Below are 20,857 nucleotides of genomic sequence, written 5' to 3' on the forward strand. Positions count from 1 at the left end.
AGGTCAATCGATCTGGAACAATCGGCGGGGAAGGCGGGACAGGCAGCGGGCGCCGCTCTGGGTGACGACGGCTGTCTCGCTGACCCCGATAGTGAATTCGCCATAGGCGCGCAAGGTCGTCGGGATGTGGAAGACCATGCCGGCCTCCAGGGGCCGCGTGACGTTGCTGTAGAGGCTGAGCACGTCGCCCTCCCCCCAATCGGGCGCGAAGGCCACGCCCATGCTGTAGCCGGTGCGTTTGCGATAGGCCGCGGCGTAGCCGTGACGGTCGATCACCTCGGCAGCGGCCTGATGGACATCGGCGCAGGTCGAGCCGGGGCGGAGCGCATCGAGCGCGGCCGCCAGCCCCGCCTGTGCGGCATCGAGCATGCGGCGCGCCGTGTCGGGCATCGGGCCCAGCCAGACCGGGCGGAGGATGGCGGCGTGGTAGCGGTTGTGACAGCCGGCGAGTTCCAGGAACAGCCCGTCGCCCCGTTCGAGCCGCCGCCGGCGCCAGGTCGCGTGCGGAACGCCGCTGCGCGGCCCGGAGGACACCAGCGGCTCCATGCCGAGATATTCGGACCCAGCGGCGACCGCCGCCTGCAGCATGGCGGCGGCGATGGCGTTCTCCGTCGAGCCGGCGCGAACGGCGGCGATGCCGGCTTCGAGGCCCGCATCGGCATAGGCCGCCGCCTGCTCGATGAAGGCGACCTCGAGGGCCGACTTGACCATGCGCAATTCCGCCAGCAGGCCGGATGCATCGCGCCAATCCGGGAGTGCCGCCGCCACTGCGGCGAACAAGGCCGGCAGCAGCCCGGTGCTGCGCGTCTCGACGCCGATCCGGCGGCCGCGCCAGCCGAGCCCGTCGACCAGCGCGAGCGCCGCCTGGGCCGGATCGTCATCGTCGCCGTAGAGCCTGATGTCGTCGAGCCGGGTGTTGAAGCGGGTGTTCATCTCCTCCAGGCGCCGCACGAGGAGGACGGGATCGCGGTCCAGCGGCACGAACAGGGCCTGGAAGGCGAAGTGGCCCGGCGTCTGGCGGCCGGTGAGCCAGAAGACGGTTTCCGGTCCGGTCAGCATCACGCCGTCGAAACCGGACATCTCCATGGCGCCCCGAAGCCGGTCCAGGCGGCCCGCCAGTTCCGCCGGCGGAAAGGCGCATTCCGAGCCGCGGCCCGACGCGATACCGCCGAGGGTTTCATCCGAAAGAGGCAGCATGGAGGCTTCCAGTCGCATTGCAGGCATTGACCGACCGGCATATTGTATCGATCGTAAATTCCAATACAATGATTTTCAGCCGATGGGCATCCGGCCGGCGCCGGGATCCAGATGGCTTGGATGAGGTGATGACGCGCAGACCCGACCCTGCGGCGGCCGAGGGGGCCGATCGCGCCGACACCGCGCCTGCCGACGGAACGGCAGCGGACGGCAAGACCCGGAACGACAGGGCTTCAGCCAAGCCGGCGCTGGACGGCGCCCCGACGCCGCTGGTGCGGCGGCTGCTGAGCTACATCGTCAGCGAAGGGCTCGCGGAGGGCGCGCACCTCGCCGAGCAGACACTGGCCGATGCCCTGCAGGTGTCGCGGACGCCGATCCGCAAGGCGCTGATGGACCTCGCGCGCGAGGGCATCGTGCAGAGCGAGGCCCGGCGCGGCTATTTCCTGGCCCGGCCGGCCCGCTCCCTGTTCGCGGCGAGCCTCGATTTCCCCGCTTTGACGGAAGACGACATCTTCGACCGCATCGCCATCGACCATCTCGACGGGGAACTGCCGGACCTGTTCTCCAAGCGCGACGTCGTCACGCGCTACGACGTCAGCACGCGGCTGGCGGAACGGGCGATCCAGGCGCTGGTGGACGAAAAGGTCATCGTCCAGGACCAGCCCGGAAGCTGGAAGTTCAACCCCTTCATGCTGACGGCGGAGGCGAGCATCGCCAGCTATGCCTACCGCCTGGCGATCGAGCCCAACATCCTGCTGCTGCCGAGCTTCGAGGTGCGCCGCGACCTGATCCGAGCCTGCCGCGACGAGCATATCCGCTTCCTGACGCTCCGGCCGGCCGAGCGGACGGCGCGTCTGGCCTTCAAGGTCGACGTCTCCTTCCACGAGAGCATCGCCACCTGCGGCGGAAACCATTTCTTCCATTCGAGCGTCGTCCAGCACAACCGCATGCGGCAGCTGCTCGAATATCGCGACTCCTTCGACGAGGAGCGCATGCTGGTCTGGCTCAAGGAGCACCTCGACATCATGGAGGCGGTCGCCGCCAGGGATCTCGCCGAGGCCTCGGACCTTATGCGCACCCATCTCACCAACGCGTTGCGGCATCGCGAGGCGAATCTCGCGCGCCATCGGCGCCGATAGGCCGGAAGGGCGAGGCTGCACAAAAAAGACGCAGAGCGCCACCCAAACGATCTTGTACCGAAATTACAAATGCGTACAATCCTGACGATATAGAACAGCCCTGCACCACCCTCGCCCCCGATGGTCGGGCCGCAACATCACGGACCGGAACAGCATGACCCAACCCACGCCCATCGTCGATTTCGTGCCGGCCCGCTACGGCAAGGCGATCCCTGTCTCCGCCGGCCAGACGCTGACGATCATCAGCAAGGAAGGGTCGCAGGTCCTCGACCTCTGGGCGCTCGGCCGCGACGACCCGATGGAATACATGTCGATGGAGCATACGCGCTCCAAGAACAGCAAGGTGATGCTGTCGGTCGGCGACAGCTATGTCTCGATCCGGCGCCGGCCGATGTTCACCGTGGTCGAAGACACCTCGCCCGGCATCCACGATACGCTGCTATGCGCCTGCAACAGCGCCATCTATGAGGAATCCGGCTGCACCGAGTACCACCGCAACTGCTCGGACAATTTCCACGAGGCCCTCGCCGAGATCGGCGTCCAGTTCCCGTTCACGCCCGGCCCGCTCAACGTGTTCATGAACATCCCGATCGAGGAGGACCACACCATCCGCCGCCTGCCGCCGGCGACCAAGCCGGGCGACTACATCAAGCTGAGGGCGGACATGGACCTCGTGGCCGTCATCTCGGCCTGCCCCCAGGACATCTCGGTGATCAACGGCGCCGAAAAGACCCCGCGCGACGTGCATTACGTCGTGGAGGGCTGAGCATGCCCGCGCCGGATGCGCCGATCCTCGAGATCAAGGCCCTGCGCAAGCATTACGGCACCGCCGAGGTCCTGAAGGGCATCTCGCTGACCGTGGCCCCGCGGGAAGTGGTGGCGATCGTCGGCGCCAGCGGATCCGGCAAGAGCACGTTCCTGCGCTGCATCAACCTCCTGGAAACGCCGTCCTCCGGCACGCTCGCCTTCGAGAACCTCTCCTTCGACTTCGCCACCCCGGAACGACAATGGCGCCGGGAGGCGAGTCTGCGCCAGCTGAGGACCGGCATCGGCATGGTGTTCCAGAGCTATAATCTGTGGCCGCACAGGACGGTGCTCGAAAATGTCACGGAAGCCCCGATCCGGGTGAAGAACGTGCCGCGCGCCGAGGCGATCGAGCAGGCCCACCATCTTCTCGGCCGCATCGGGCTCTACGACAAGCGCGACGCCTACCCGTCCCGGCTTTCGGGCGGCCAGCAGCAGCGCGTCGCCGTCGCCAGGGCGCTGGCCATGAAGCCGAGGGCGATGCTGTTCGACGAGGTGACGTCGGCGCTCGACCCGGAACTCGTGGGCGAGGTGCTGGACCTGATGGCGGCGCTCGCGGCCGACGGGATGACCATGCTGGTGGTCACCCACGAGATCGCCTTCGCCCGCGACGTCAGCACCCGGACCATCTTCGTCGATGGCGGCCTGATCTCCGAGGAGGGACCGTCGCGCCAGGTCCTGACCAATCCGGACAACGAGCGGACACGCCAGTTCCTGCGCCGCGTCCTGCACCAACCGATCGCGGCGGCCCCATGAAACGGCGGAGCATCGCATGAGCTATCTCCAGGCACTTCCAGGCCGGGCCGTCGACTGGTGGCTCAGCGTCGCGGACTATATCCCGGACATGCTGCACTCCTGCCTCGTCGTCGTGGAGATCACGCTCGTCGTCATCCTTCTGAGCTGGATCTGCGGGCTCGCGGCGGCGCTCGGCAAGATGTCGCCGCTCGCCGTGCTGCGCTGGCCCAGCCAGTTCTATATCTGGTTCATCCGCGGCACACCGACGCTGATCCAGATCTTCATCGTCTATTTCGGCATTCCCCAGTTCGGGGTGCGCATGTCGCCCTTCGTGGCGGGGTCCCTGGCGCTCGGCATCGGGAGCGGCGCCTATGTCGCCGAGATCATCCGCTCCGGCCTCCTCGCCATTCCCAAGGGACAGATGGAATCGACGACGGCGATCGGCATGAGCCGACGGCAGAGCCTGCAGCACATCATCCTGCCCCAGGTCGTCCGCATCATCGTGCCGGCACTGACGAACGAAGCCGTGTCGACGCTCAAGAACACCTCGCTCCTGTCGGTGATCACGATCATCGAACTCACCCTGCAATCGCAGATCATCATCTCCGCGACCTTCCGGCCGTTCGATTTCTACATCATCGCGGCCTTCATGTACCTCTTCATGACGACGGCTCTCATGGCGGCGGCAGGCTGGTTCGAACGCCATCTGGCGCTGCGCTACTGACGTCGACGGAACTCATGCCGGCGCCGGAGAGAGGCCCCGAAGGGCCCGAGGCGACGCCGGACGGCCTTGAAGACGACCCACCAGAGAAGGAACCAGAAACATGTCCATACCCCTCCTGCCGACCCGGCGCCTCGCCGCCATGGCGATCGCCGCCGCCTTCCTCCTGAGCACCTTCGGCGCCGGCGCCAAGGCGGCCGACCTCGAGCTGATCACCCCCGGCGAGCTCAGCGCCGCGACGGAGGGCACCTACCCGCCCTTCAGCATGTACGGCACCGACGGCAAGCTCGACGGCCTCGAGATCCGCGTCATGGGCGAGATCGCCAGGCGCCTCGGCCTCACCTACCGGCCCGTCATCATCAAATGGGACTCGCTGCTGATCGGCCTGAAGGCCGACCAGTACGACACCGCCAGCGACGCGATGGACATCACGCCGGAACGCCAGAAGCAGGTGACCTTCGTCGACGGCTGGCTGCAGTCCGGCGGCCGCCTGGTGGTCAAGGCGGATTCGCCGATCAAGTCCGGCGCCGACATGAAGGGCAAGACCATCGGCGTGCTCGTCGCCTCGACCTGGGAGAAGCTCGCGACCGGCCTCGGCGCCAATGTGAAGACCTACAAGGCCGAGACCGACGGCATCCAGGACCTCGTCAACGGCAATGTCGACGGCGTGATCACCGATTCGATTTCCGCCGCCTACACGATCAAGGCGTCCCACCTGCCGCTCAGGATGACCGACGACTATCTCAGCCAGATCCAGAAGGGCTTTCCGATCAAGCTCGGCAAGCCCAATCTGGTGAAGGCGATGAACAAGGCGCTGGCCGACATGATCGCCGACGGAACCTATGCCAAGCTGACATCCGCGCTCATCGGCTACAGCCCGGCGCCGAAGGATCCGATCCGCTCCCAGCTCTGAACGGAGACCGTGCTCTGAACGGAGACCGTCCTGGCTGGTCCTGCCCGCCGGGGCGTCGCTCGCCAGGGCGTCTTCGCCCGCTCGATCCGGACGGGGGATGCTCCCTTCCCCGCCCGGCATCCGCCGTCTCTCCTCCGCGGCCGAAATCCCGGCCCGGCGCGCCGCGTTGTGGCGGCAGCCCGAGAGCACTCGGCATGGCGCTGCGTTCGCCGACAGCATTTCGGCCTCCTATCGTAGATGACCAACGTCATCCGATATGCCGACGCCCAGAATATCGCATTCGTCGATCGCATTTTTCTTCGTCCGCTGCGAGGAACCACGGATAAGTCCGGCCGTTCCCTAAGCAGAGCGGCAGAATACCTTCATCGAATACGCCGCCGACTGCCGAAGGGAGGCGCGCCGTGTTCGGGAGGTAGACAAGGGAGAGGGGAAGGCGACGGAGGCCCCTATGGCCCGTGACGCCGCGTCGTCCCACCCGACAGCCAGGACGGCTTGCCTCCTCATCCAACCGGGCCGGAAGCGGCCGAATACGTCCGTGACCGCCGTCCCAGGACGTCCGCAGAAGCCATGACGGCGGCCCAGTGAGTTCAACCCAGATCAAGGATGCGAACACATGAGTGAAACCATCACGGCCATGTATGACAGCCGAGCCGACGCTGACGCGGCGGCCGACAAGCTCGCCGAAGCCGGTATCAGCCGTTCCAACATCCAGGTCATGGCCGGCAGCACGGCCAATGACGAGTTCGCCGATACCCTCGATGATTCTCCGCGCGAAGAAGGCGGCTTCTGGGCGACCCTCAAGAGCCTCTTCATGCCGGACGAGGACCGCTACAGCTATGCGGAGGGCATTCGACGCGGCAGCACCGTGCTGAGCGTCACCGTGGCTGAAGCCGATGTCGGCCTGACGAGCGGCATCCTCGAGGAATACGGCGCCGTCGACGTGCAGCAGCGCGCGTCGGAATGGAAGGCCGATGGCTGGAGCGGTTATGCGTCGGAGGGCGCCGCCGCTCAGGAGGCCTCCGCCCTATCGACGCCGTCGGGCATGGCAACCCCGGAGCCGACCGATCCTCTGCTTCCGTCGGCGGACGAGACCCCGGCGCTCGGCCCGGCCGCCGCCGATCGCGGCATGGAACGGCCGCGCTTCGACGGGCCTGGCCGTACTGCCGCTGAGGCCAGCGACCTTGGGCAAGCGGGCGGACATAGCGAAAACCTCCCGCTCGACCGTCCCGCATCGACCCCCGCCAACGGCCTGTTCGGTGCGCCTGCAGCCGATCCTGCCGACCTCCCTATCGGCTCGCCTGGCGCGCGGGCGGATGTCGAGGAAGACTCCCGCGATGTCGGCGACGATATCGATTATCCCGGCGTGACCCCGGAGCAGCCCCGGCCGGCACCGAAGCCGGACGTCAGGCGAGGGTTCTGAGCAAGCCGGGAGGGGTGGCTACCACCCCTCCCGGCACTCCCGGGCCTGCGAAATCTCAGAAGTCCTCGTCGGCTTCCACGTCGAGGGACGTCCTGAACGCGTGCCAGGGGCCTCCCTCGCGTTCGAGATAGCGCACCTTCTTCAATCCGGCCCGCGCCCACTCCTTCTGCTTCAGAGCGCGCTTCGCCGGGTCGGTTTCGTCCAATTCCGGCAAGGGCGGAGCGCCGCGCAAGTCATAGGCGCGGTGCTTTGCCAGCTTCATCAGCGACAGCTTGCCTTCGCGCTTGACGAGTTCGGCCGACATCCACCAGGACACGATCATGCGCTCGCATCCCCTGTAGGTGACCATGGTATGGTCGAGGCTGAGGTCGCGCAGGGCTTTCTCCAGCACCCGCAGGCGCTCGCCGGCTTCTTCCCGGATGCTCCGCCGGGTACGCGCCGTGGCGAGCGCGGCGAGCCGCTTCGTCTCGTTCTCCCTCTCACGCAGGGCCTTGGCGCGCAGCCGCCGCGCTTCGGCTCTGCCATTCGCCGCCTTGCCGGGCCGCTCCGTCGAAGCCGGCGCCGGCAGATCGGCCGGGAGCCGTATGGGCTCGTTGAACGTGGCCGCGGTCTCGACCGCGACGGACGCGCCGGCACTCCTCTCCTCGCGCACCGTCCCCAGCGCGGCCACAGCTTCTTCGAGGGGCTGGAGAACCGCGCCTGGGACATTGGACGCCGCCTGCAGCACCGGCATCGCCTGGAGTTCGCCGCGAGCCAACTCGAACATCGTCGGGGCGGGCATGGCCCGCTCTGCGGCGGCAGGCTCGGCCCTGGGCAATGGGGCGCCCCCCCTGGCGAGGGGCGGCGCAGGCTGGGGCCTGTTCGTCGACCACCGCTCCGCCCGAACAGCAGCGTCGGACGGCGTCCTCGTGTCGGTCGCCACCGATGGCGGGAGCGGGCCGGTACCGATGGCCGTCGGCGATCCAGGCGGCACAGTCGCGGAGGGCCGCGGTGCGGGCGCCCAAGCCGGCGAGGCGGATGGCCCGGGCGTGCCGGCGGCGGCATGCCGCGCCATGGGTGGACCGGCCACCGGCGGCTCGGGGCGCGGCCTCGGTTCAACCGGAACTGTGTCGAGGCCCAGCCCCTCGCATATGGCCCGGATCAGGTCGTCCTGCAGGCTGACGCCGACATTGCTCAGCGCCCTCTCCAGCGCGGGGGTCGGCGCCCGCTCGACCGGCACATTCACCGGGGGCGCCGGGGCTCTATCCAGTGCCGGCACCCTCTCCGGCGCCGGTCTCGGAATATGCGTCAAGGCGTCCAATGCCGATCGTCGGTCAATCGTCAACGCCATAGCGGAACCCTCCTCGAAAACATCGGCCACGCCAGCCGCGATGAGCGCAGGGAATTGCGGCGCAGTATGTCGCCGCAATGGCTCACGCGAAAGCCGGGACACCTGAGGACAGCAGGAATATGTGCAACTATCCTTAATTTGTACTGGTCTCACACCATTGGGCGGCCTGCCCTTCTCGGGATATGCTTAATTCGCCGCTAAAGTGGCGCTGCCTGCGCCTCGTTCCCCGAGGGAATCCCGGGAAAAGCGGCAACGGCCCGCGCAGCCCGCTGCTCGTGGCAGACGCGCCTCCTGCCTGTGTGAACGGTCAGAAAATCCGGTATCCTCAACAAGATGTTGGATGGGGGCTCCGGACGTTCCGGCCCGTCTCCCACCCTGCCCCGTCTGCGGCAGCCTCACACCGATAAGACGCGCGTCCGGTCGCCGCCGGCGGTTCTGTGAAGGCGCCGGCGTCTCCGTCGAAGGGAACGGCGACCGCTACACGGCAACATCGGCGACGAGACGCGGCGGCGATGCAATGCGCCAAGTTCCGGCATGCCGGTGGCAAGCGCCACGCGGACGTGGAAGGATAGGACATGTCATTCGGCCGGGATCGCTCCCATACGCTGAGAACAAGCATCGCCGGCCACTGGCCCGCTACGGGAGCCGAGGGAGCATCCGGCGCGTCCGGCTTGATCACGAACGCTCCGCCCATATCGGTCACAGCGAACAAATATGAGATATATCATTATTTAATTTCAAATAGTTGATGTTCTTTTCTCATTCAATTTATGAATTTATTTTCGTGTGAGGCGAGAAGTTGCCGATGCCGCTGCTCTTCAACCGGAGAGCATCGGACGGGCCTCTACGCAGGCATCCGTTTGGTGTGAAGCAGGACGACGTTTCGTGTGACCTTGCCTCGGCGCCGCCGGCCCGACTCGGGTTTGACATGCGCTGTCCTCCGTGGGAGACGCCCGCTCGCCCCGCTTGGGCGTAGGCGGCCGGCGCGACGATGATATCCAAGCGTCGAACCTACATTGCCGGTCTCGCTGCTGCGATGAGCGCAATCTCCACCGCCCTGGACTCGCCCTTCTCCATGAAGATGGTCCGGCCGGCGCGGACCCCAGGCTCCCGACCCTCTATCGTGTGAGAGCGCGGCGAAGCCCCCGATGACCATGATCAAGCGTCCGCTGGACCTGTTTCGCGTCGGCATCTGATCCGCGGGAGCAAGACACGGTCGGAAACGGCCCGTCGTCCTGGAGAGAAGGCAGCCGGCCTGTAGCCGGAACCGGCGGAGACCATGGCTGAGATGCGTGTGAGCCAAGATCGGCCTTCGCGTGAGGTTTGAGGCCCTCCGTGTGAACCTGCAGCAGATCTCGTGTGGAGAGGCGTCAGGAATGGATCTTATTCTTATTATATTTCAAATCGTTACGGTATGTTTCTCGCTGATCGATTCATTCGGCGCGGCCATCCTCTTCAGGAGGGGCACTCCGCCGTTCCTGCTCGCAGGCACCGCGCACCACCACGAGGGCAAGATCGCCGATGGAGAAAGCGACGGCCCCGGCGTGCCGGCCTCGACCGAGGGCGCGGGTCCAACACAGCCGTGGAAGACTCGCTGATGGGGAGAGCGAAAGGGCCTCTGATCGTGTGAGGCAGCTGAGCCGGACACGGAAACCAAGCGGGCCACGATACGGAACGCGCCGAAACGTCTACCCGCGGCTCAAATCGAACAATGTTTCCGGATCGGCCATCGGGCTTGAAGCGACGCTCACCCTAAGGCTGCAGAACGGCGCCGGGGAATCGGCTTCGGAAGCGATGCTGACGCTGTCCGCTCGAGCCTTGTCGGAGCGGCCTCTCTAACGAGTTTCTCCGGAGATCCCCTGTGTCCGCCAACCTGTACCTGATTCGGGCCGGCGTCAAACTGCCGACAGCCGTCTATGGTCACACGGTTTGGGAAGGGCGTTCGCAGGCACCGGCTGTTCCGCACCGCTGCAGAACAGCTCGGTGGACGTCCAGGGCAAGGGTGCTACTGGAAAGGCGGGCCGCGCCGGCTGGCCACGGCCCGCTGGCACTCAGAATCTGTAATTCAGCCCGATCCGAACGATATGCGCCCTGCTCGCGTCCTTCCAGGTCATGAACTCCCGGGGATCTGTCGCGCTTACGACGACATGGTTCTTCTTGCCGAGATCGACATAGAGATACTCGGCCTTGATCGCGAGATGGTCGGTGATGGCGTATTCGACGCCGCCGCCGGCGGTCCAGCCCCAGCGGACAGCGTTTGTCGAGCCGGAGAAGCCACCGCTTCGGTCGAAGTCACCGTTCTGGCCGCAGACCGGCGTGCACCACCAATATCCGTATTCGTGCCAGTTGTAGTTGCCGCTGCTCTTCACCTCACCATAGGCGAGGCCGGCGGTGGCATAGACGAGCAATCGATCGGTCGGCGTGAAGCCGACGCGCGGGCGGATGGTTCCGAACCATTCCGTCTTGCTTTCCGACGAGAAGTGTTCGCGGAGATGGTAATTGTAGTCCTGCCCCTCGATAGGAGGATTCGGATAAATATCAGCATTATCCGCCGCCAGATATTTGCTCTTCTGGCCGAGGTAATTGAAATCGGCCTCGATGCCGAGCACAAAGGGACCGAACTGCTGGTTGTATCCGGCCTGCACGCCGGCCGTGAAGGATCCGCGAGCGGATCGGCGCTGGCTCGAGAACCAGCCATTGGCATAGGTGCCGACATCGCCGTCGTCGTAATAGGTCGGGTCCTTGATCTTGCTGGCGCCGTTCCAGCCGTAGCCGGCGTTCACGCCCGCATAGAACCCCGTCCACGAAAAAGGCACATCGGGAGCGACAGGCTCCGCGCCCTGCACCGGCAGGTCGGAAGCCGTCGCAGAACTCATGGTCGCAGCAGCTGCGACGAACGCAGCGAAGATAGTTCGCATAAACACTTGAAATCCCCCCAGGCAAGAAAAGCCATACCGACTATACAACTTAAAGGTGGTAACAACATATGGCTTACACGTTCAAGGGACAATCTGTCCTACCCACCATCGGTTCCCGCTCATCTCGTGGCCGCCGCCCCCTCTGCCGATCCGCCTGTCGTCGGGGCCTCGCTTCGACGACACCCGCGCCATGGATGATTGCGTTCGGCCATGCGCTTCCCGAGGCGAGATCGCGACGGGCTTCATGTTTCTGTCTCAGTCGAAATTTTCGGCAATACCGAGCTTGAAAGTGAAGATCGGGGACTCCCCTGGGCCCGTCACACGGCCGAGTCGGCCCGCGCGCAAATCACAGGCAATGCGTTGAAGTGGACCGCCGTCACCCTCGTGTCCACCGGCTACCTGCTCGTGACCGGCGGCTATTGGATCGTCTTTCGCGGATTGTGCCGGATATGCTGGCCATAGACCGGACGGCGGCAGAGCCGGCAGCGAGAACAGGGCGACGCGGCGCCTTTTCGCGCCTGCACGCGACGTCGAAAGAGACCAATCGTCGCCGTGGCCCATCGGATCAGGCTTCGCCGGCCGAACGAATCGGCGCGTCTTTCCGCTCGGTGCGGGCTATCGCTTCCCCTGACGACGACGGTCGTCGCCAAAGCCGGCAGTGGCGATGGGCGGCGAACGGCAGAAAATCAGCAGAGAACCGCTAAAAACGTCGCAAAAGCAAGGAAATGGCGGAGACGCAGGGATTCGAACCCTGGATACCCTTGTGGGGTATGCTCATTTAGCAAACGAGTGCCTTCAGCCTCTCGGCCACGTCTCCGTATGCTTTCCGATAGACAATCGCGTCCCTGCAATCAAGGCAAATTCGCAGGGCTCGCGGCGATGGCCTGTGCAAATCGCAGGCCTGGCGGCGGGCGCCGCGGGCGGGAGCGTCTTGTCCTTGCCGTAGGCCACGATCGTCGCGACAATCTTTCCAGGGAATCATCGCGGCATCTGCGCTATGGCAGGCCATGGAGAATGCCATGAACAACACGGGGAACCCGATTGCCGCGCCCGTCCCGAGCCGCGATATCGAGCGGCTGCTCGAGATCATGGCCGCGCTGCGCACGCCGGTCACCGGCTGCCCCTGGGACCTGGAACAGGATTTCGGCTCCATCGCCCCCTACACGATCGAGGAGGCCTATGAAGTCGCCGATGCGATCGAGCGCGGCGACATGGCCGATCTCAACGACGAACTGGGAGACCTCTTGCTGCAGGTGGTCTTCCATGCCCGCATGGCGCAGGAAAAGGGCCTGTTCGATTTCGGCGATGTCGTGAAGGCGATCACCACCAAGCTGATCCGCCGCCATCCGCATGTGTTCGGCGAAGCGCGGAGCCTGCCGCCGGACGCGGTCAAGCGACTTTGGGGTGAGATCAAGGCCGCCGAAAAGGCAGAGCGGGCTGCGAGAAGCCCTGCCCGGCCGTCCAGCGCGCTCGACGGCGTCCCGACCGCGATGCCGGCCCTCACCCGCGCGGTGAAGCTGCAGGAGAAGGCCGGCAAGGTCGGCTTCGACTGGAACGACATCCGCATGGTCCTCGCCAAGGTCCGCGAAGAGGCCGACGAGATCGAGGCCGCACTCGATGCGAGGGCGGACGATGCCGAAATCGCCGCGGAGATCGGCGATCTCCTTTTCGCCGTCGCCAATGTGGCGCGCCATGCCGGCGCGGACGCGGAAAGAGCCCTGCGCGGTGCCAACGCCAAATTCGAGCGGCGTTTTCACTTCATCGAGGACCGACTCGCCGAGCGCGGCGTCGAGCCGGGCGGCTCGACGCTGGAAGAGATGGACGGGTTGTGGGACGAGGCGAAGCGCGCGGGGCTGTGATGCCCGGCCGGTTCAGGAAAGGGCTCGCTCCGTCTGCCCCGCCGGCCGCAGAGCCACCTGGTCGCTGAGCACGCCCGGCTCGCTGGCGGCCACCTCGAATCCAGCCTGGCGCGCCAGGGGCTCGAAGCCCTCCAGACCGCGCGGAAACAGCTTGAACCGGCTGTTGGCGATCATGTCGCGCCGGGTCTTGTCGCCGCGCGTCACCGAACCCACCACGAGTTCGGCGCTGCGCAGCGCCCGGAGATTGCCGATGATGGCGCTGTCGTCGCCATATTCGAACAGGGCGCCTTCCGACGAGGCCGCCAGGAGCGCGCCGCCCGCGACCAACTCACGGACAAGTTCCTCGAGCGCAGCAAAGTCGTTCCAGTCGTAGAAGCGGTGCCCGAAGGTGACGTCCAATCCTTCGAGGGGGCAGCCCGGCGCCTGCAGCGCCGCGAGCGCATTGGCGCCGAAGAACGGACCCGCATCGTCGCCGTCGAGGACATGGATGGCGATCGGCCGCTCCAGCACCGACGCCCTGTCCCGCTTCAGCAGGATCAGGGCGTTGAGGCTGTCGATCGCCGGGCCGCCGCCGATATTGACGAGGTGCAGCGGCGCGCCGGCGGCGGCCGGCGCCCGCGCGATGCCGTCCGCCAGCATGCGGGCAACCTGCTGCGTCCTCAGACGCAGGAAGGTCACATGCGGCAGGGCGGCGAAGCGCCGGTCCGCGGGCCCGTCGAATGGCGGGGGCAGGTTTGCCGGTCCGAGCTTCAGCACATAGGTGCTCAGGCCGTCGAGATAGCTCCCGTCGGAGCCGAACATCGCCTGGGCCAGCAGCGATCGCCGCGCCAGCGCGCGAAGCATCGCCTTGACGACGAAGGCCGGGATCCATCGGCGGCCGCGATCGCCCTCGGCGACGGCTTTGTAGAGCCGCGCCATCGCCGGCGGATCTTCCGCAATGTGGAAACGCGGATCGGTGACGTCGATCACGGGGAGGCTGATGCCTTCCCGGGTCAGAGCGGTGGGCGGCGCCCGACGTCCCGATATCGCCGACGGGATTGGAGCCATGCCGGAGAGCCTTCCTTTTCCATCAAACGCAAAACGGAGTTCCGATCAGCCGGTTGCCCGGCCTGCAAGCGTTGCCGCGGCGGAACGCGCCCTCCTCCGCGTCGCAAGGGCCCGGCCGGCCGGGCGGTGCCTTCCGGATAAGGTCAGATCCGGCCGCCGTGCATAGCGGGCTTTTCCATCGTGCTCGGGCTGATTAACCCTCTTTCAAGCGGGCACCGCGCCGTCGAAGCGGAGGTAATTCCCACGCATAATATTCCATAACGCTACGTATAACATGATTTTACCCCGGCGCAAATGAGCTCTGGAGCAGATCAGAATTAGTATTAAGCATTGTGGCGGCACTTTGAGGCGAGCTGCCATCCTTATGACTCAATCTATACACACAGTTAATTTTCAGTAAACACGCCCTATCAGTATCGTTGCGTATGGGTACTCGGATGAACAGATTGCTTGGCTCGGCGCTGATCGGCGCCATCACGCTCAACGTTGCCGCATGCAGTTCCAGCCCCGGCGACCGCGCCCTCGGCGGTGCCGTCATCGGCGGCACCGCCGGCGCCCTCATCGGCGGCATGGTTTCGAGAGACTCCGGCACCGGCGCCCTTGTCGGCGGGGCGCTCGGCGCGGCGACCGGCGCGATCATCGGCGCGGCGACGACCCCTCGTCCCGCTCCTGCCGCCGACCAGTGCTCCCGCTGGGGCGCGGATGCCTATGGGCGCGAATATTGCGCAGGCTATTGACCGACGGTCGCGATCGAACGCGATCGCCGATCACGCGGCGCCGATGCGCGGTCAGCCGATCTTTCTGACGAAATCCGGCTCCGGCGGCCCGATCACGGTCAGCCCGAACCGCCGCCGGACCTGGTCGGCCCGGGCGGGCGCCACCCGTACCGTGACATGCGTCACGCCCTCCTCGTCGGTCTCCCGCTCGAGCACGTCGCAATTGTCGTGGAGCCAGGCGAGGCCTGCCCCGTCGGCGGGCGGAACATCGATGGTCAGGGTCAGCCGCCCGGCCGCGACCGCCGCCTCCACGCGTTCCAGCAGGTGGTCGACGCCCTCCCCCGTAATGGCGGAGACGACGACCGGCCTGCCGTCGCCATCCCGGCGCGACGCGGTGAGAAGCGCTTCGCGGGCCGGCGCATCGAGGAGGTCCACCTTGTTCCACACCTCGATGATGGCCCGCTCCGCATTCGTCTCGACGCCGAGGCCCTGCAGGATGTTCTGCACGTCGGCGGCCTGCGCTTCGGTATCCCCATGCGAGATGTCGCGGACATGCAGGATCACATCGGCCTCCAGCACCTCCTCGAGCGTGGCGCGGAAGGCGGCGACCAGCATGGTCGGCAATTCCGAGATGAAACCGACGGTATCGGAGAGGATGGCCTTGGTGCCGTGCGGCAGCTTCAGCGCGCGCAGCGTCGGGTCGAGCGTCGCGAACAGCATATCCTCGGCCAGGACCTCCGCCCGCGTCAGGCGGTTGAACAAGGTCGACTTGCCCGCATTGGTGTAGCCGACGAGCGCCACGATCGGATAGGGCACCTTTCGGCGGCTGGCGCGGTGGAGGGCGCGCGTGCGCTTGACCTGCTCCAGCTCACGCTCGAGCTTGACGATGCGGTCCTGCAGCAGGCGCCGGTCGGACTCGATCTGCGTTTCGCCAGGGCCGCCGAGAAAGCCGCCGCCGCCGCGCTGGCGTTCGAGATGGGTCCAGGAGCGGACGAGCCGCCCCTTCTGGTAGTTGAGATGGGCGAGTTCGACCTGGAGCGTGCCTTCCTTCGTGCGCGCCCGTCGGCCGAAGATTTCAAGGATCAGGCCGGTGCGGTCGATGACCTTGGCGCCCCACGCCTTTTCGAGATTGCGCTGCTGCACCGGCGAAAGGGCGCAGTCCATCAGCACCAGCGTGATCTCCTCGGCCTCGACGATCGCCTTGATCTCCTCGACCTTGCCCTTGCCGAGATAGGTCGACGGGCGGATCTCGGCGAGCGTCACCACCACCGAGCCGACGACGTTGAGGTCGATGGCGGCCGCCAGGCCTACGGCCTCCTCGCGCTTGGCCTCGGGCGAGCGCGCAGGGCCGCTCTCCGCGCTGCGATGGGACAGCACGGGGGCGACGACATAGGTCCGCGTGCCGGAAGCGACTTCCAGCTCATGCGCATCAATGCGATTCGCGGGGTCTTTGGGATTGCTTGATGTCAAAAGATGACTTTCCGGCGGGACGCGTCCCGCCGCCTCACGGCAAGAATCAGAGCTTGTCCGCTCCCTCGATCTCACCACCCTCGAAGAGCTGGACCGGGTGTCCCGGCATGATGGTGGAAATCGCGTGCTTATAGACGAGCTGCGAATGACCATCCCGGCGCAAAAGCACGCAGAAATTGTCAAACCAGGTCACCACGCCCTGCAGTTTCACGCCATTCACCAGAAAGATCGTGAGCGGGATCTTGTTCTTGCGGACATTGTTGAGAAACGTGTCCTGTAGATTTTGGGTGCGCTCAGCCGCCATAATACCCCCGAAACTCCTTTGACCGCGGTTTTCCCGCGTATCCAGCACATACAACCGGCTCAAGCCGGCAGCACGGGCCTTCTAACCAACATATATAGTCGACATGCTTGCTGCTCAGCGCAAGCAAAAGTTTACCTGTCGCTCCGCAGCGCTCCGCCTGATAGGCGTTGCACGATGGATAGGCAGCAAAACAACGGCGTGAATACGGCAGTGACCGGAAAAAAGATACATTTACACCGAATGCTCGGCGACTGAATGAAAATGAGCGCGCAGCTTCCGGGCAAGCGCGCCCGGCGTGCCGTCGCCGATCACCGTGTCGTCGATCTTCACCACGGGCATGACGACATTGGTCGCCGAGGTGACGAAGGCCTCCTTGGCGGCTTTCGCTTCGGCCACGGTGAAGGCCCTTTCGGTCACCACCATATTGTCGCGCCTGGCCAGATCCATCAGCGTGGTCCGCGTGATGCCGCGGAGGATGCCGGATTCCGCCGGCCGGGTGAGCAGCGTGTTTTCCGCCGTGACGATCCAGGCATTGCTGGATCCGCCCTCGGTGACGTAGCCCTGCTCGTCGAAGAACCATACTTCCTTGGCGCCCTGCTGCCTGGCCTTCTGTTTGGCGAGGACGTTCGGCAGCAGGCCCGTGGACTTGATATCGACGCGCTCCCAGCGGTTGTCGGGCAATGTGATGACGGCGATGCCGCTGGCCGCCCCCGCATCGCCCTTGGCGCGGTCGAGCGAACGGGCGATCACCACCAGCGTGGGCGGCGTGTCGGGAGAGGGAAAGAGGAAATCGCGCTTGGCGGCCCCGCGGCTGACCTGGAAATAGACCATGCCGTTCACGACGCGGTTGCGGCGAAGGGTCTCCCGCAGGACGACTTTCAAGGCATTCTCGGCCATCGGCATGCGGATGCTCAACTCCGACAGCGAGCGCTTGAGCCGGCCCATATGGCGGGTCTCGTCCACGAGCGCGCCGTCGCGCACCTCACAGACCTCGTAGACGCTGTCGGCGAACTGGAAGCCGCGATCCTCGACATGCACGCTGGCGTCGCGAAGCGGCACATAGACCCCGTTGACATAGGCAATTCGGCTCATGGCTATCCTGAAATCCTGGCTCTTCCGAAATTCCGGCCGTTCGCTTCCATTCGGCTGCGGGAGTTCCCGCCTGCATGCCGGGGATGTGCCGCAGTTTCAGCGCGCTGGCAATCGCCTATTGCCAGAAAGGCTCGCCTTGCGCAAAGCGCTTCCAGACCTTGTGCAGCTTGCCGGATCCGGCCAGCCTGTCACGCGCCTGCCAGCCGGCGATCAGTCCGGCGCCGCGGTGGAGGTCGAAACTGCTCGCCCCGTCCACCAGCACGGAAAGCAGCCCGCCGGTAGTGGCCGTATCGTTGGCGACGCCGAGGCTCTGCTGCAGCGCGGCGAGGCGGGCGAGATAGCGCTGGGCATCGTCTTCCGATTCGAAGACATTGCGGAAGAACTCGGCGGTGTAGCGCAGCTTCTTGAGCACCAGGCGCAGCTCGTGCTGGGCCACGGGCTGCAGCCGCTTGAAATGGGAGCCGGCCTTCAGCGACCGCCGGTGCAGCCGATCGAGGGCCTGGCGTGCGAAGCCGTCGGCGGTCTCCGCGAGGATGGTGAGCGAAGCGCTGGCGATGTCGTTGCGCCAGACCCGGCGCTCGATGGTGTGGCCGAGCATCAGAAGGAAGCGGTTGTAGCGCTGGCCGGCGAACAGCTCGCGCAGCGCGGCATAGCCCGAAAGGCGATGGGGCTCGACGCTTTGGCGCAGGGCATCGAACGCCGCACGGTCGGCGCAATGGGCTTCGATCTGCGGAACCGTATCGGTGACCAGCACGTCCCAATTGCGCACGGCGCCGAGCGCGGAAGCGAGCCATTTGGCCTCGCCGCCCAGGCGCTGGAGCGTGGGCGAGCCGATCTGCCGCTGCAGGATCGAGATCGCCGTCCGCATGCGCCGCAGCGCCACCCGCATCTGGTGGACGCCTTCGGGCGCCTTGCCCGCCTCGACGGCCGCCTGGTTGGCCACCATGTGCCGCCGGCAGTCGCCGAGCAGCTTGGAGACGATCTCGTCGATATTGTCGGACGCCGAAATGCTCGCCTTCGCCGAACGCGTTCCCTCGGCGGCGACGTCATAGGCGAGCTGATAGCCGCGATCGGCCTTTGTCAGCGTGCCGACGCGCAGCGGCGCGGAATCGAGCAGCGACAGGGCGATGTCGTAGAGCGCCACCGGATTGCCGCTCTTCAGCTCGATCTCGATTTCGCAGATCGCCTCGCGCCGGGTGCCGGCCTCGATCGAACCGCTGTCATAGGACAGCTCGATACTGGCCGAGGGCAGATCGACCATCTGGACCCGGCGGCGGAAACGCGTGGCGAACACCTGCTCCAGCACCGCATCGGTCACGCCCACGAGACCCGCGCCGATTTCATCGAGGGGCAGCAGGTCGAGATGCGGCGCGAAATCCGGCACGGCCACTTCCCATTCGTGGCGCGACAGCGGGTCCGTCCCGTCCACCGGGCGCTTGAGGGTCTGGATGAAGGTCTTGCCACTGCGCCGCACGCGCAGCGAGATGCCGTTCCGGAAGAGCTGGCGGTCCGGCGTGTCGTAATAGGCATTCTCGAACTTGCGGAAGACACCCCGGTTGCGGGCGTTCTGCGCGATGATCGGCACGTCGGCGAGACTGTCGAGCGTGCCTGCGGGCACGAGCAGCTTCAGCTCGATTTCCTTGTTCGCAGCAACCGGTGGCATCGGGGGGAGGACGGGATCGGCCGGATCAGAATTGACGCCTAATTGCACGATAGCGCTCCAGATCACGATAGTTCAAACCGCAGGCGGGCGATTGTGACGTTTCAATGAATTTCCGGACCTATGGCACAGCACCTTGTCACATACTACAGATCAGCCGGGCAAAAACGCACCGCCGGCATTGCCGGGCGATGCGTCTTCCGGGGGGTTACAGGCCGGATTCCTGGCTCGCGGCGAAGAGGCGATTGAGTTCGGAAACGCAGGCGGAAGCGCTCGCGCGGTCCAGCAGCGCGTCGTTGATGAGCTCGGATGCGGCATGCTGGAAGGGCATGTAGCCGTCGTGGCGGGGCCGTACCCAGGCCGCTTCCAGCGTTGCGCGGGTATCCCGGTAGAAATCATGGGTATCGGCGTTGATGCCGGCGTCCCTCCAGGCGAGGTCATGGCCCGGCTGCCCGCCGGATCGCGCGAAGATGCCTTCCTGCACCGCGCCGCTGGCGATGAAATAGGCAAAATCGAGCGCGGCCTGCGGATGCTGCGTGCGCGCGGAAACGGCAATGCCGGTCCCCCCGAGCGCCGAGCCCCGCGGCGGGAGATCGCCGTCGACAGGTATATCGCCGAAGCCCACGCGATGGGCGCGGAAGCCGTCGCGGGCATAGGGCACATAGCCATAGGTCAGCGGCACGCAATCGATGCCGGCATCGGCGGCGGCCATGTCTTCGAGCACGGCGATCGGATCCTGCTCGAAATTGCGGGGGTCGACGAGTGCGGCGAGCGTCCGCAGGCGTTCGAGGACGGCAACGCCCGTCGCCGGCCCGATCAGCAGGGGTCCCGCGTCGTGGCAGGGCTCGCCGATATGGGCCGCCAGCGTGTAGAACGACATCAGCGAATGCGGCGGACGCAGCGGGATGGCGACCCGGCCCTGCCGCGCCAACGCCATCACGTCGTCCCATCGGCGCACCGCGCGGCCGAGGCGGTCCGGCCGATAGGCCTGCACCTGCGCCGCCGCGTCGATCGGAAAGGCCCATTGCCGGCCCTGCCAGGTGTAGCTGTCATAGGACTTGCCGACGCTGCCCGCCCGCAGCGCGGCGCGCTCGGCTTCGCGGCCCGGCACGTCGAGCGGCAGCAGGCATTTCTCATGCGTGATCTGCCCGACATGGGGATGGTCGATCACGATGAAATCGTAGCGCGCGGCGAGGTCCTCGACCGGATAGGATTCGAAATCCTGCAGGGAGCGCTTGTCCCAGGCGATCTCGACGCCGGTCCGCTCCTTCCAGGTTGCGGAGACCGCGACCATGGGATCATAGCCACGCGGATGGCTCCACGTCATGCCCTGCAGCTTGATGCTCATTCCCTGACTTTCCACCTGTTCTTCCTCGGGGATTGTCTCGTTTCCCGTGGGATTATCTGCGAAGCGCCACCGCGTGCCGCATCGCGTCCGGGATGACATCGCATTCAGAGGCGATCGCCTCGCCCCATGCGGGAAGAGCCGAGAGCCGGCGTCCCCTCCCGCATGGCGAGGATGCGAAAGACGC

The 20,857-nt window shown here is 66.0% G+C and carries 18 protein-coding genes and 1 tRNA gene; 9 read left to right on the forward strand and 10 right to left on the reverse strand.

Annotation, left to right across the window (positions count from 1 at the left end):
• Positions 1-3: 3 nt before the first annotated feature.
• A complete protein-coding gene (locus J3R73_RS18320) occupies positions 4-1,197 on the reverse strand; it encodes a M24 family metallopeptidase (protein WP_307429921.1) in 1,194 nt (397 codons plus the stop codon).
• A gap of 128 nt (positions 1,198-1,325) precedes the next feature.
• On the opposite strand from J3R73_RS18320, the gene J3R73_RS18325 reads away from it, so the two are divergent.
• The 6 genes from J3R73_RS18325 to J3R73_RS18350 all read left to right on the forward strand — a co-directional run bounded on the left by J3R73_RS18325 (position 1,326) and on the right by J3R73_RS18350 (position 6,929).
• Entirely contained in the window at positions 1,326-2,336 is a 1,011-nt protein-coding gene (locus J3R73_RS18325; protein WP_307429924.1) for a GntR family transcriptional regulator, read from the forward strand.
• Positions 2,337-2,490: 154 nt separating this feature from the next.
• Positions 2,491-3,102 carry a DUF1989 domain-containing protein gene (locus J3R73_RS18330; protein ID WP_307429926.1) on the forward strand — a complete coding sequence of 204 codons (612 nt, stop codon included), beginning with the start codon at positions 2,491-2,493 and terminating at the stop codon, positions 3,100-3,102.
• A gap of 2 nt (positions 3,103-3,104) precedes the next feature.
• On the forward strand, positions 3,105-3,896 hold the full coding sequence (locus J3R73_RS18335) for an amino acid ABC transporter ATP-binding protein (RefSeq protein ID WP_307429929.1): 792 nt from the start codon (positions 3,105-3,107) through the stop codon (positions 3,894-3,896).
• A 16-nt stretch (positions 3,897-3,912) separates the two neighbouring features.
• Complete coding sequence (locus tag J3R73_RS18340; RefSeq protein ID WP_307429932.1) at positions 3,913-4,599, forward strand: amino acid ABC transporter permease; 687 nt, start codon at positions 3,913-3,915, stop codon at positions 4,597-4,599.
• A gap of 100 nt (positions 4,600-4,699) precedes the next feature.
• Positions 4,700-5,509 carry a transporter substrate-binding domain-containing protein gene (locus J3R73_RS18345; RefSeq protein WP_370879952.1) on the forward strand — a complete coding sequence of 270 codons (810 nt, stop codon included), beginning with the start codon at positions 4,700-4,702 and terminating at the stop codon, positions 5,507-5,509.
• A 613-nt stretch (positions 5,510-6,122) separates the two neighbouring features.
• A complete protein-coding gene (locus J3R73_RS18350; protein ID WP_307429935.1) occupies positions 6,123-6,929 on the forward strand; it encodes a hypothetical protein in 807 nt (268 codons plus the stop codon).
• Positions 6,930-6,984: 55 nt separating this feature from the next.
• Here the strand turns inward: J3R73_RS18350 and J3R73_RS18355 are convergent, their stop codons facing one another.
• Entirely contained in the window at positions 6,985-7,710 is a 726-nt protein-coding gene (locus tag J3R73_RS18355; RefSeq protein WP_307429938.1) for a hypothetical protein, read from the reverse strand.
• A gap of 1,925 nt (positions 7,711-9,635) precedes the next feature.
• On the opposite strand from J3R73_RS18355, the gene J3R73_RS18360 reads away from it, so the two are divergent.
• Entirely contained in the window at positions 9,636-9,857 is a 222-nt protein-coding gene (locus J3R73_RS18360; RefSeq protein WP_307429939.1) for a hypothetical protein, read from the forward strand.
• A 453-nt stretch (positions 9,858-10,310) separates the two neighbouring features.
• Here J3R73_RS18360 and J3R73_RS18365 read toward each other — a convergent pair whose 3' ends face one another.
• Together J3R73_RS18365 and J3R73_RS18370 are read right to left on the reverse strand one after the other, a co-directional pair.
• Positions 10,311-11,135 (reverse strand): outer membrane protein, encoded by an 825-nt coding sequence (locus J3R73_RS18365; RefSeq protein WP_307429941.1) that lies wholly within the window; start codon positions 11,133-11,135, stop codon positions 10,311-10,313.
• Positions 11,136-11,903: 768 nt separating this feature from the next.
• Positions 11,904-11,994 (reverse strand) — tRNA-Ser (locus J3R73_RS18370).
• Positions 11,995-12,196: 202 nt separating this feature from the next.
• Here J3R73_RS18370 and mazG point away from each other — a divergent pair.
• On the forward strand, positions 12,197-13,036 hold the full coding sequence (gene mazG, locus J3R73_RS18375; RefSeq protein ID WP_307429945.1) for a nucleoside triphosphate pyrophosphohydrolase: 840 nt from the start codon (positions 12,197-12,199) through the stop codon (positions 13,034-13,036).
• A 12-nt stretch (positions 13,037-13,048) separates the two neighbouring features.
• Here the strand turns inward: mazG and J3R73_RS18380 are convergent, their stop codons facing one another.
• Positions 13,049-14,083, reverse strand: a complete 1,035-nt coding sequence (locus J3R73_RS18380; RefSeq protein WP_307429948.1) for a hypothetical protein — start codon at positions 14,081-14,083, stop codon at positions 13,049-13,051.
• A gap of 437 nt (positions 14,084-14,520) precedes the next feature.
• On the opposite strand from J3R73_RS18380, the gene J3R73_RS18385 reads away from it, so the two are divergent.
• The gene (locus tag J3R73_RS18385) at positions 14,521-14,820 is read left to right on the forward strand and encodes a YMGG-like glycine zipper-containing protein (protein ID WP_307429952.1); all 300 of its coding nucleotides are present in this window, start codon (positions 14,521-14,523) and stop codon (positions 14,818-14,820) included.
• A gap of 51 nt (positions 14,821-14,871) precedes the next feature.
• Here J3R73_RS18385 and hflX read toward each other — a convergent pair whose 3' ends face one another.
• The 5 genes from hflX to J3R73_RS18410 all read right to left on the reverse strand — a co-directional run bounded on the left by hflX (position 14,872) and on the right by J3R73_RS18410 (position 20,673).
• Positions 14,872-16,269 carry a GTPase HflX gene (hflX, locus tag J3R73_RS18390; RefSeq protein ID WP_307429955.1) on the reverse strand — a complete coding sequence of 466 codons (1,398 nt, stop codon included), beginning with the start codon at positions 16,267-16,269 and terminating at the stop codon, positions 14,872-14,874.
• 46 nt (positions 16,270-16,315) lie between these two features.
• A complete protein-coding gene (hfq, locus tag J3R73_RS18395; protein WP_068290859.1) occupies positions 16,316-16,573 on the reverse strand; it encodes an RNA chaperone Hfq in 258 nt (85 codons plus the stop codon).
• Positions 16,574-16,804: 231 nt separating this feature from the next.
• Entirely contained in the window at positions 16,805-17,665 is an 861-nt protein-coding gene (locus tag J3R73_RS18400) for a D-amino-acid transaminase (protein ID WP_307429966.1), read from the reverse strand.
• Between the two features lie 115 nt (positions 17,666-17,780).
• Entirely contained in the window at positions 17,781-19,376 is a 1,596-nt protein-coding gene (locus tag J3R73_RS18405) for a CYTH and CHAD domain-containing protein (RefSeq protein WP_307429969.1), read from the reverse strand.
• A 157-nt stretch (positions 19,377-19,533) separates the two neighbouring features.
• Entirely contained in the window at positions 19,534-20,673 is a 1,140-nt protein-coding gene (locus J3R73_RS18410; RefSeq protein ID WP_307429973.1) for an extracellular solute-binding protein, read from the reverse strand.
• Positions 20,674-20,857 lie beyond the last annotated feature (184 nt).

The sequence above is a fragment of the Labrys monachus genome, assembly GCF_030814655.1.
Taxonomy (GTDB): Bacteria; Pseudomonadota; Alphaproteobacteria; order Rhizobiales; family Labraceae; genus Labrys; species Labrys monacha.

Coding starts and splice junctions, on each gene's coding strand:
- J3R73_RS18400 (WP_307429966.1), bottom strand. CDS start 17,665: ATGAGCCGAATTGCCTATGTCAACGGGGTCTATGTGCCGCTTCGCGAC.
- J3R73_RS18355 (WP_307429938.1), bottom strand. CDS start 7,710: ATGCCCGCCCCGACGATGTTCGAGTTGGCTCGCGGCGAACTCCAGGCG.
- hfq (WP_068290859.1), bottom strand. CDS start 16,573: ATGGCGGCTGAGCGCACCCAAAATCTACAGGACACGTTTCTCAACAAT.
- J3R73_RS18380 (WP_307429948.1), bottom strand. CDS start 14,083: ATGGCTCCAATCCCGTCGGCGATATCGGGACGTCGGGCGCCGCCCACC.
- J3R73_RS18335 (WP_307429929.1), top strand. CDS start 3,105: ATGCCCGCGCCGGATGCGCCGATCCTCGAGATCAAGGCCCTGCGCAAG.
- J3R73_RS18360 (WP_307429939.1), top strand. CDS start 9,636: ATGGATCTTATTCTTATTATATTTCAAATCGTTACGGTATGTTTCTCG.
- mazG (WP_307429945.1), top strand. CDS start 12,197: ATGAACAACACGGGGAACCCGATTGCCGCGCCCGTCCCGAGCCGCGAT.
- J3R73_RS18365 (WP_307429941.1), bottom strand. CDS start 11,135: ATGAGTTCTGCGACGGCTTCCGACCTGCCGGTGCAGGGCGCGGAGCCT.
- J3R73_RS18330 (WP_307429926.1), top strand. CDS start 2,491: ATGACCCAACCCACGCCCATCGTCGATTTCGTGCCGGCCCGCTACGGC.
- J3R73_RS18385 (WP_307429952.1), top strand. CDS start 14,521: ATGAACAGATTGCTTGGCTCGGCGCTGATCGGCGCCATCACGCTCAAC.
- J3R73_RS18350 (WP_307429935.1), top strand. CDS start 6,123: ATGAGTGAAACCATCACGGCCATGTATGACAGCCGAGCCGACGCTGAC.
- J3R73_RS18410 (WP_307429973.1), bottom strand. CDS start 20,673: ATGAGCATCAAGCTGCAGGGCATGACGTGGAGCCATCCGCGTGGCTAT.
- J3R73_RS18340 (WP_307429932.1), top strand. CDS start 3,913: ATGAGCTATCTCCAGGCACTTCCAGGCCGGGCCGTCGACTGGTGGCTC.
- J3R73_RS18345 (WP_370879952.1), top strand. CDS start 4,700: ATGTCCATACCCCTCCTGCCGACCCGGCGCCTCGCCGCCATGGCGATC.
- J3R73_RS18325 (WP_307429924.1), top strand. CDS start 1,326: ATGACGCGCAGACCCGACCCTGCGGCGGCCGAGGGGGCCGATCGCGCC.
- J3R73_RS18320 (WP_307429921.1), bottom strand. CDS start 1,197: ATGCTGCCTCTTTCGGATGAAACCCTCGGCGGTATCGCGTCGGGCCGC.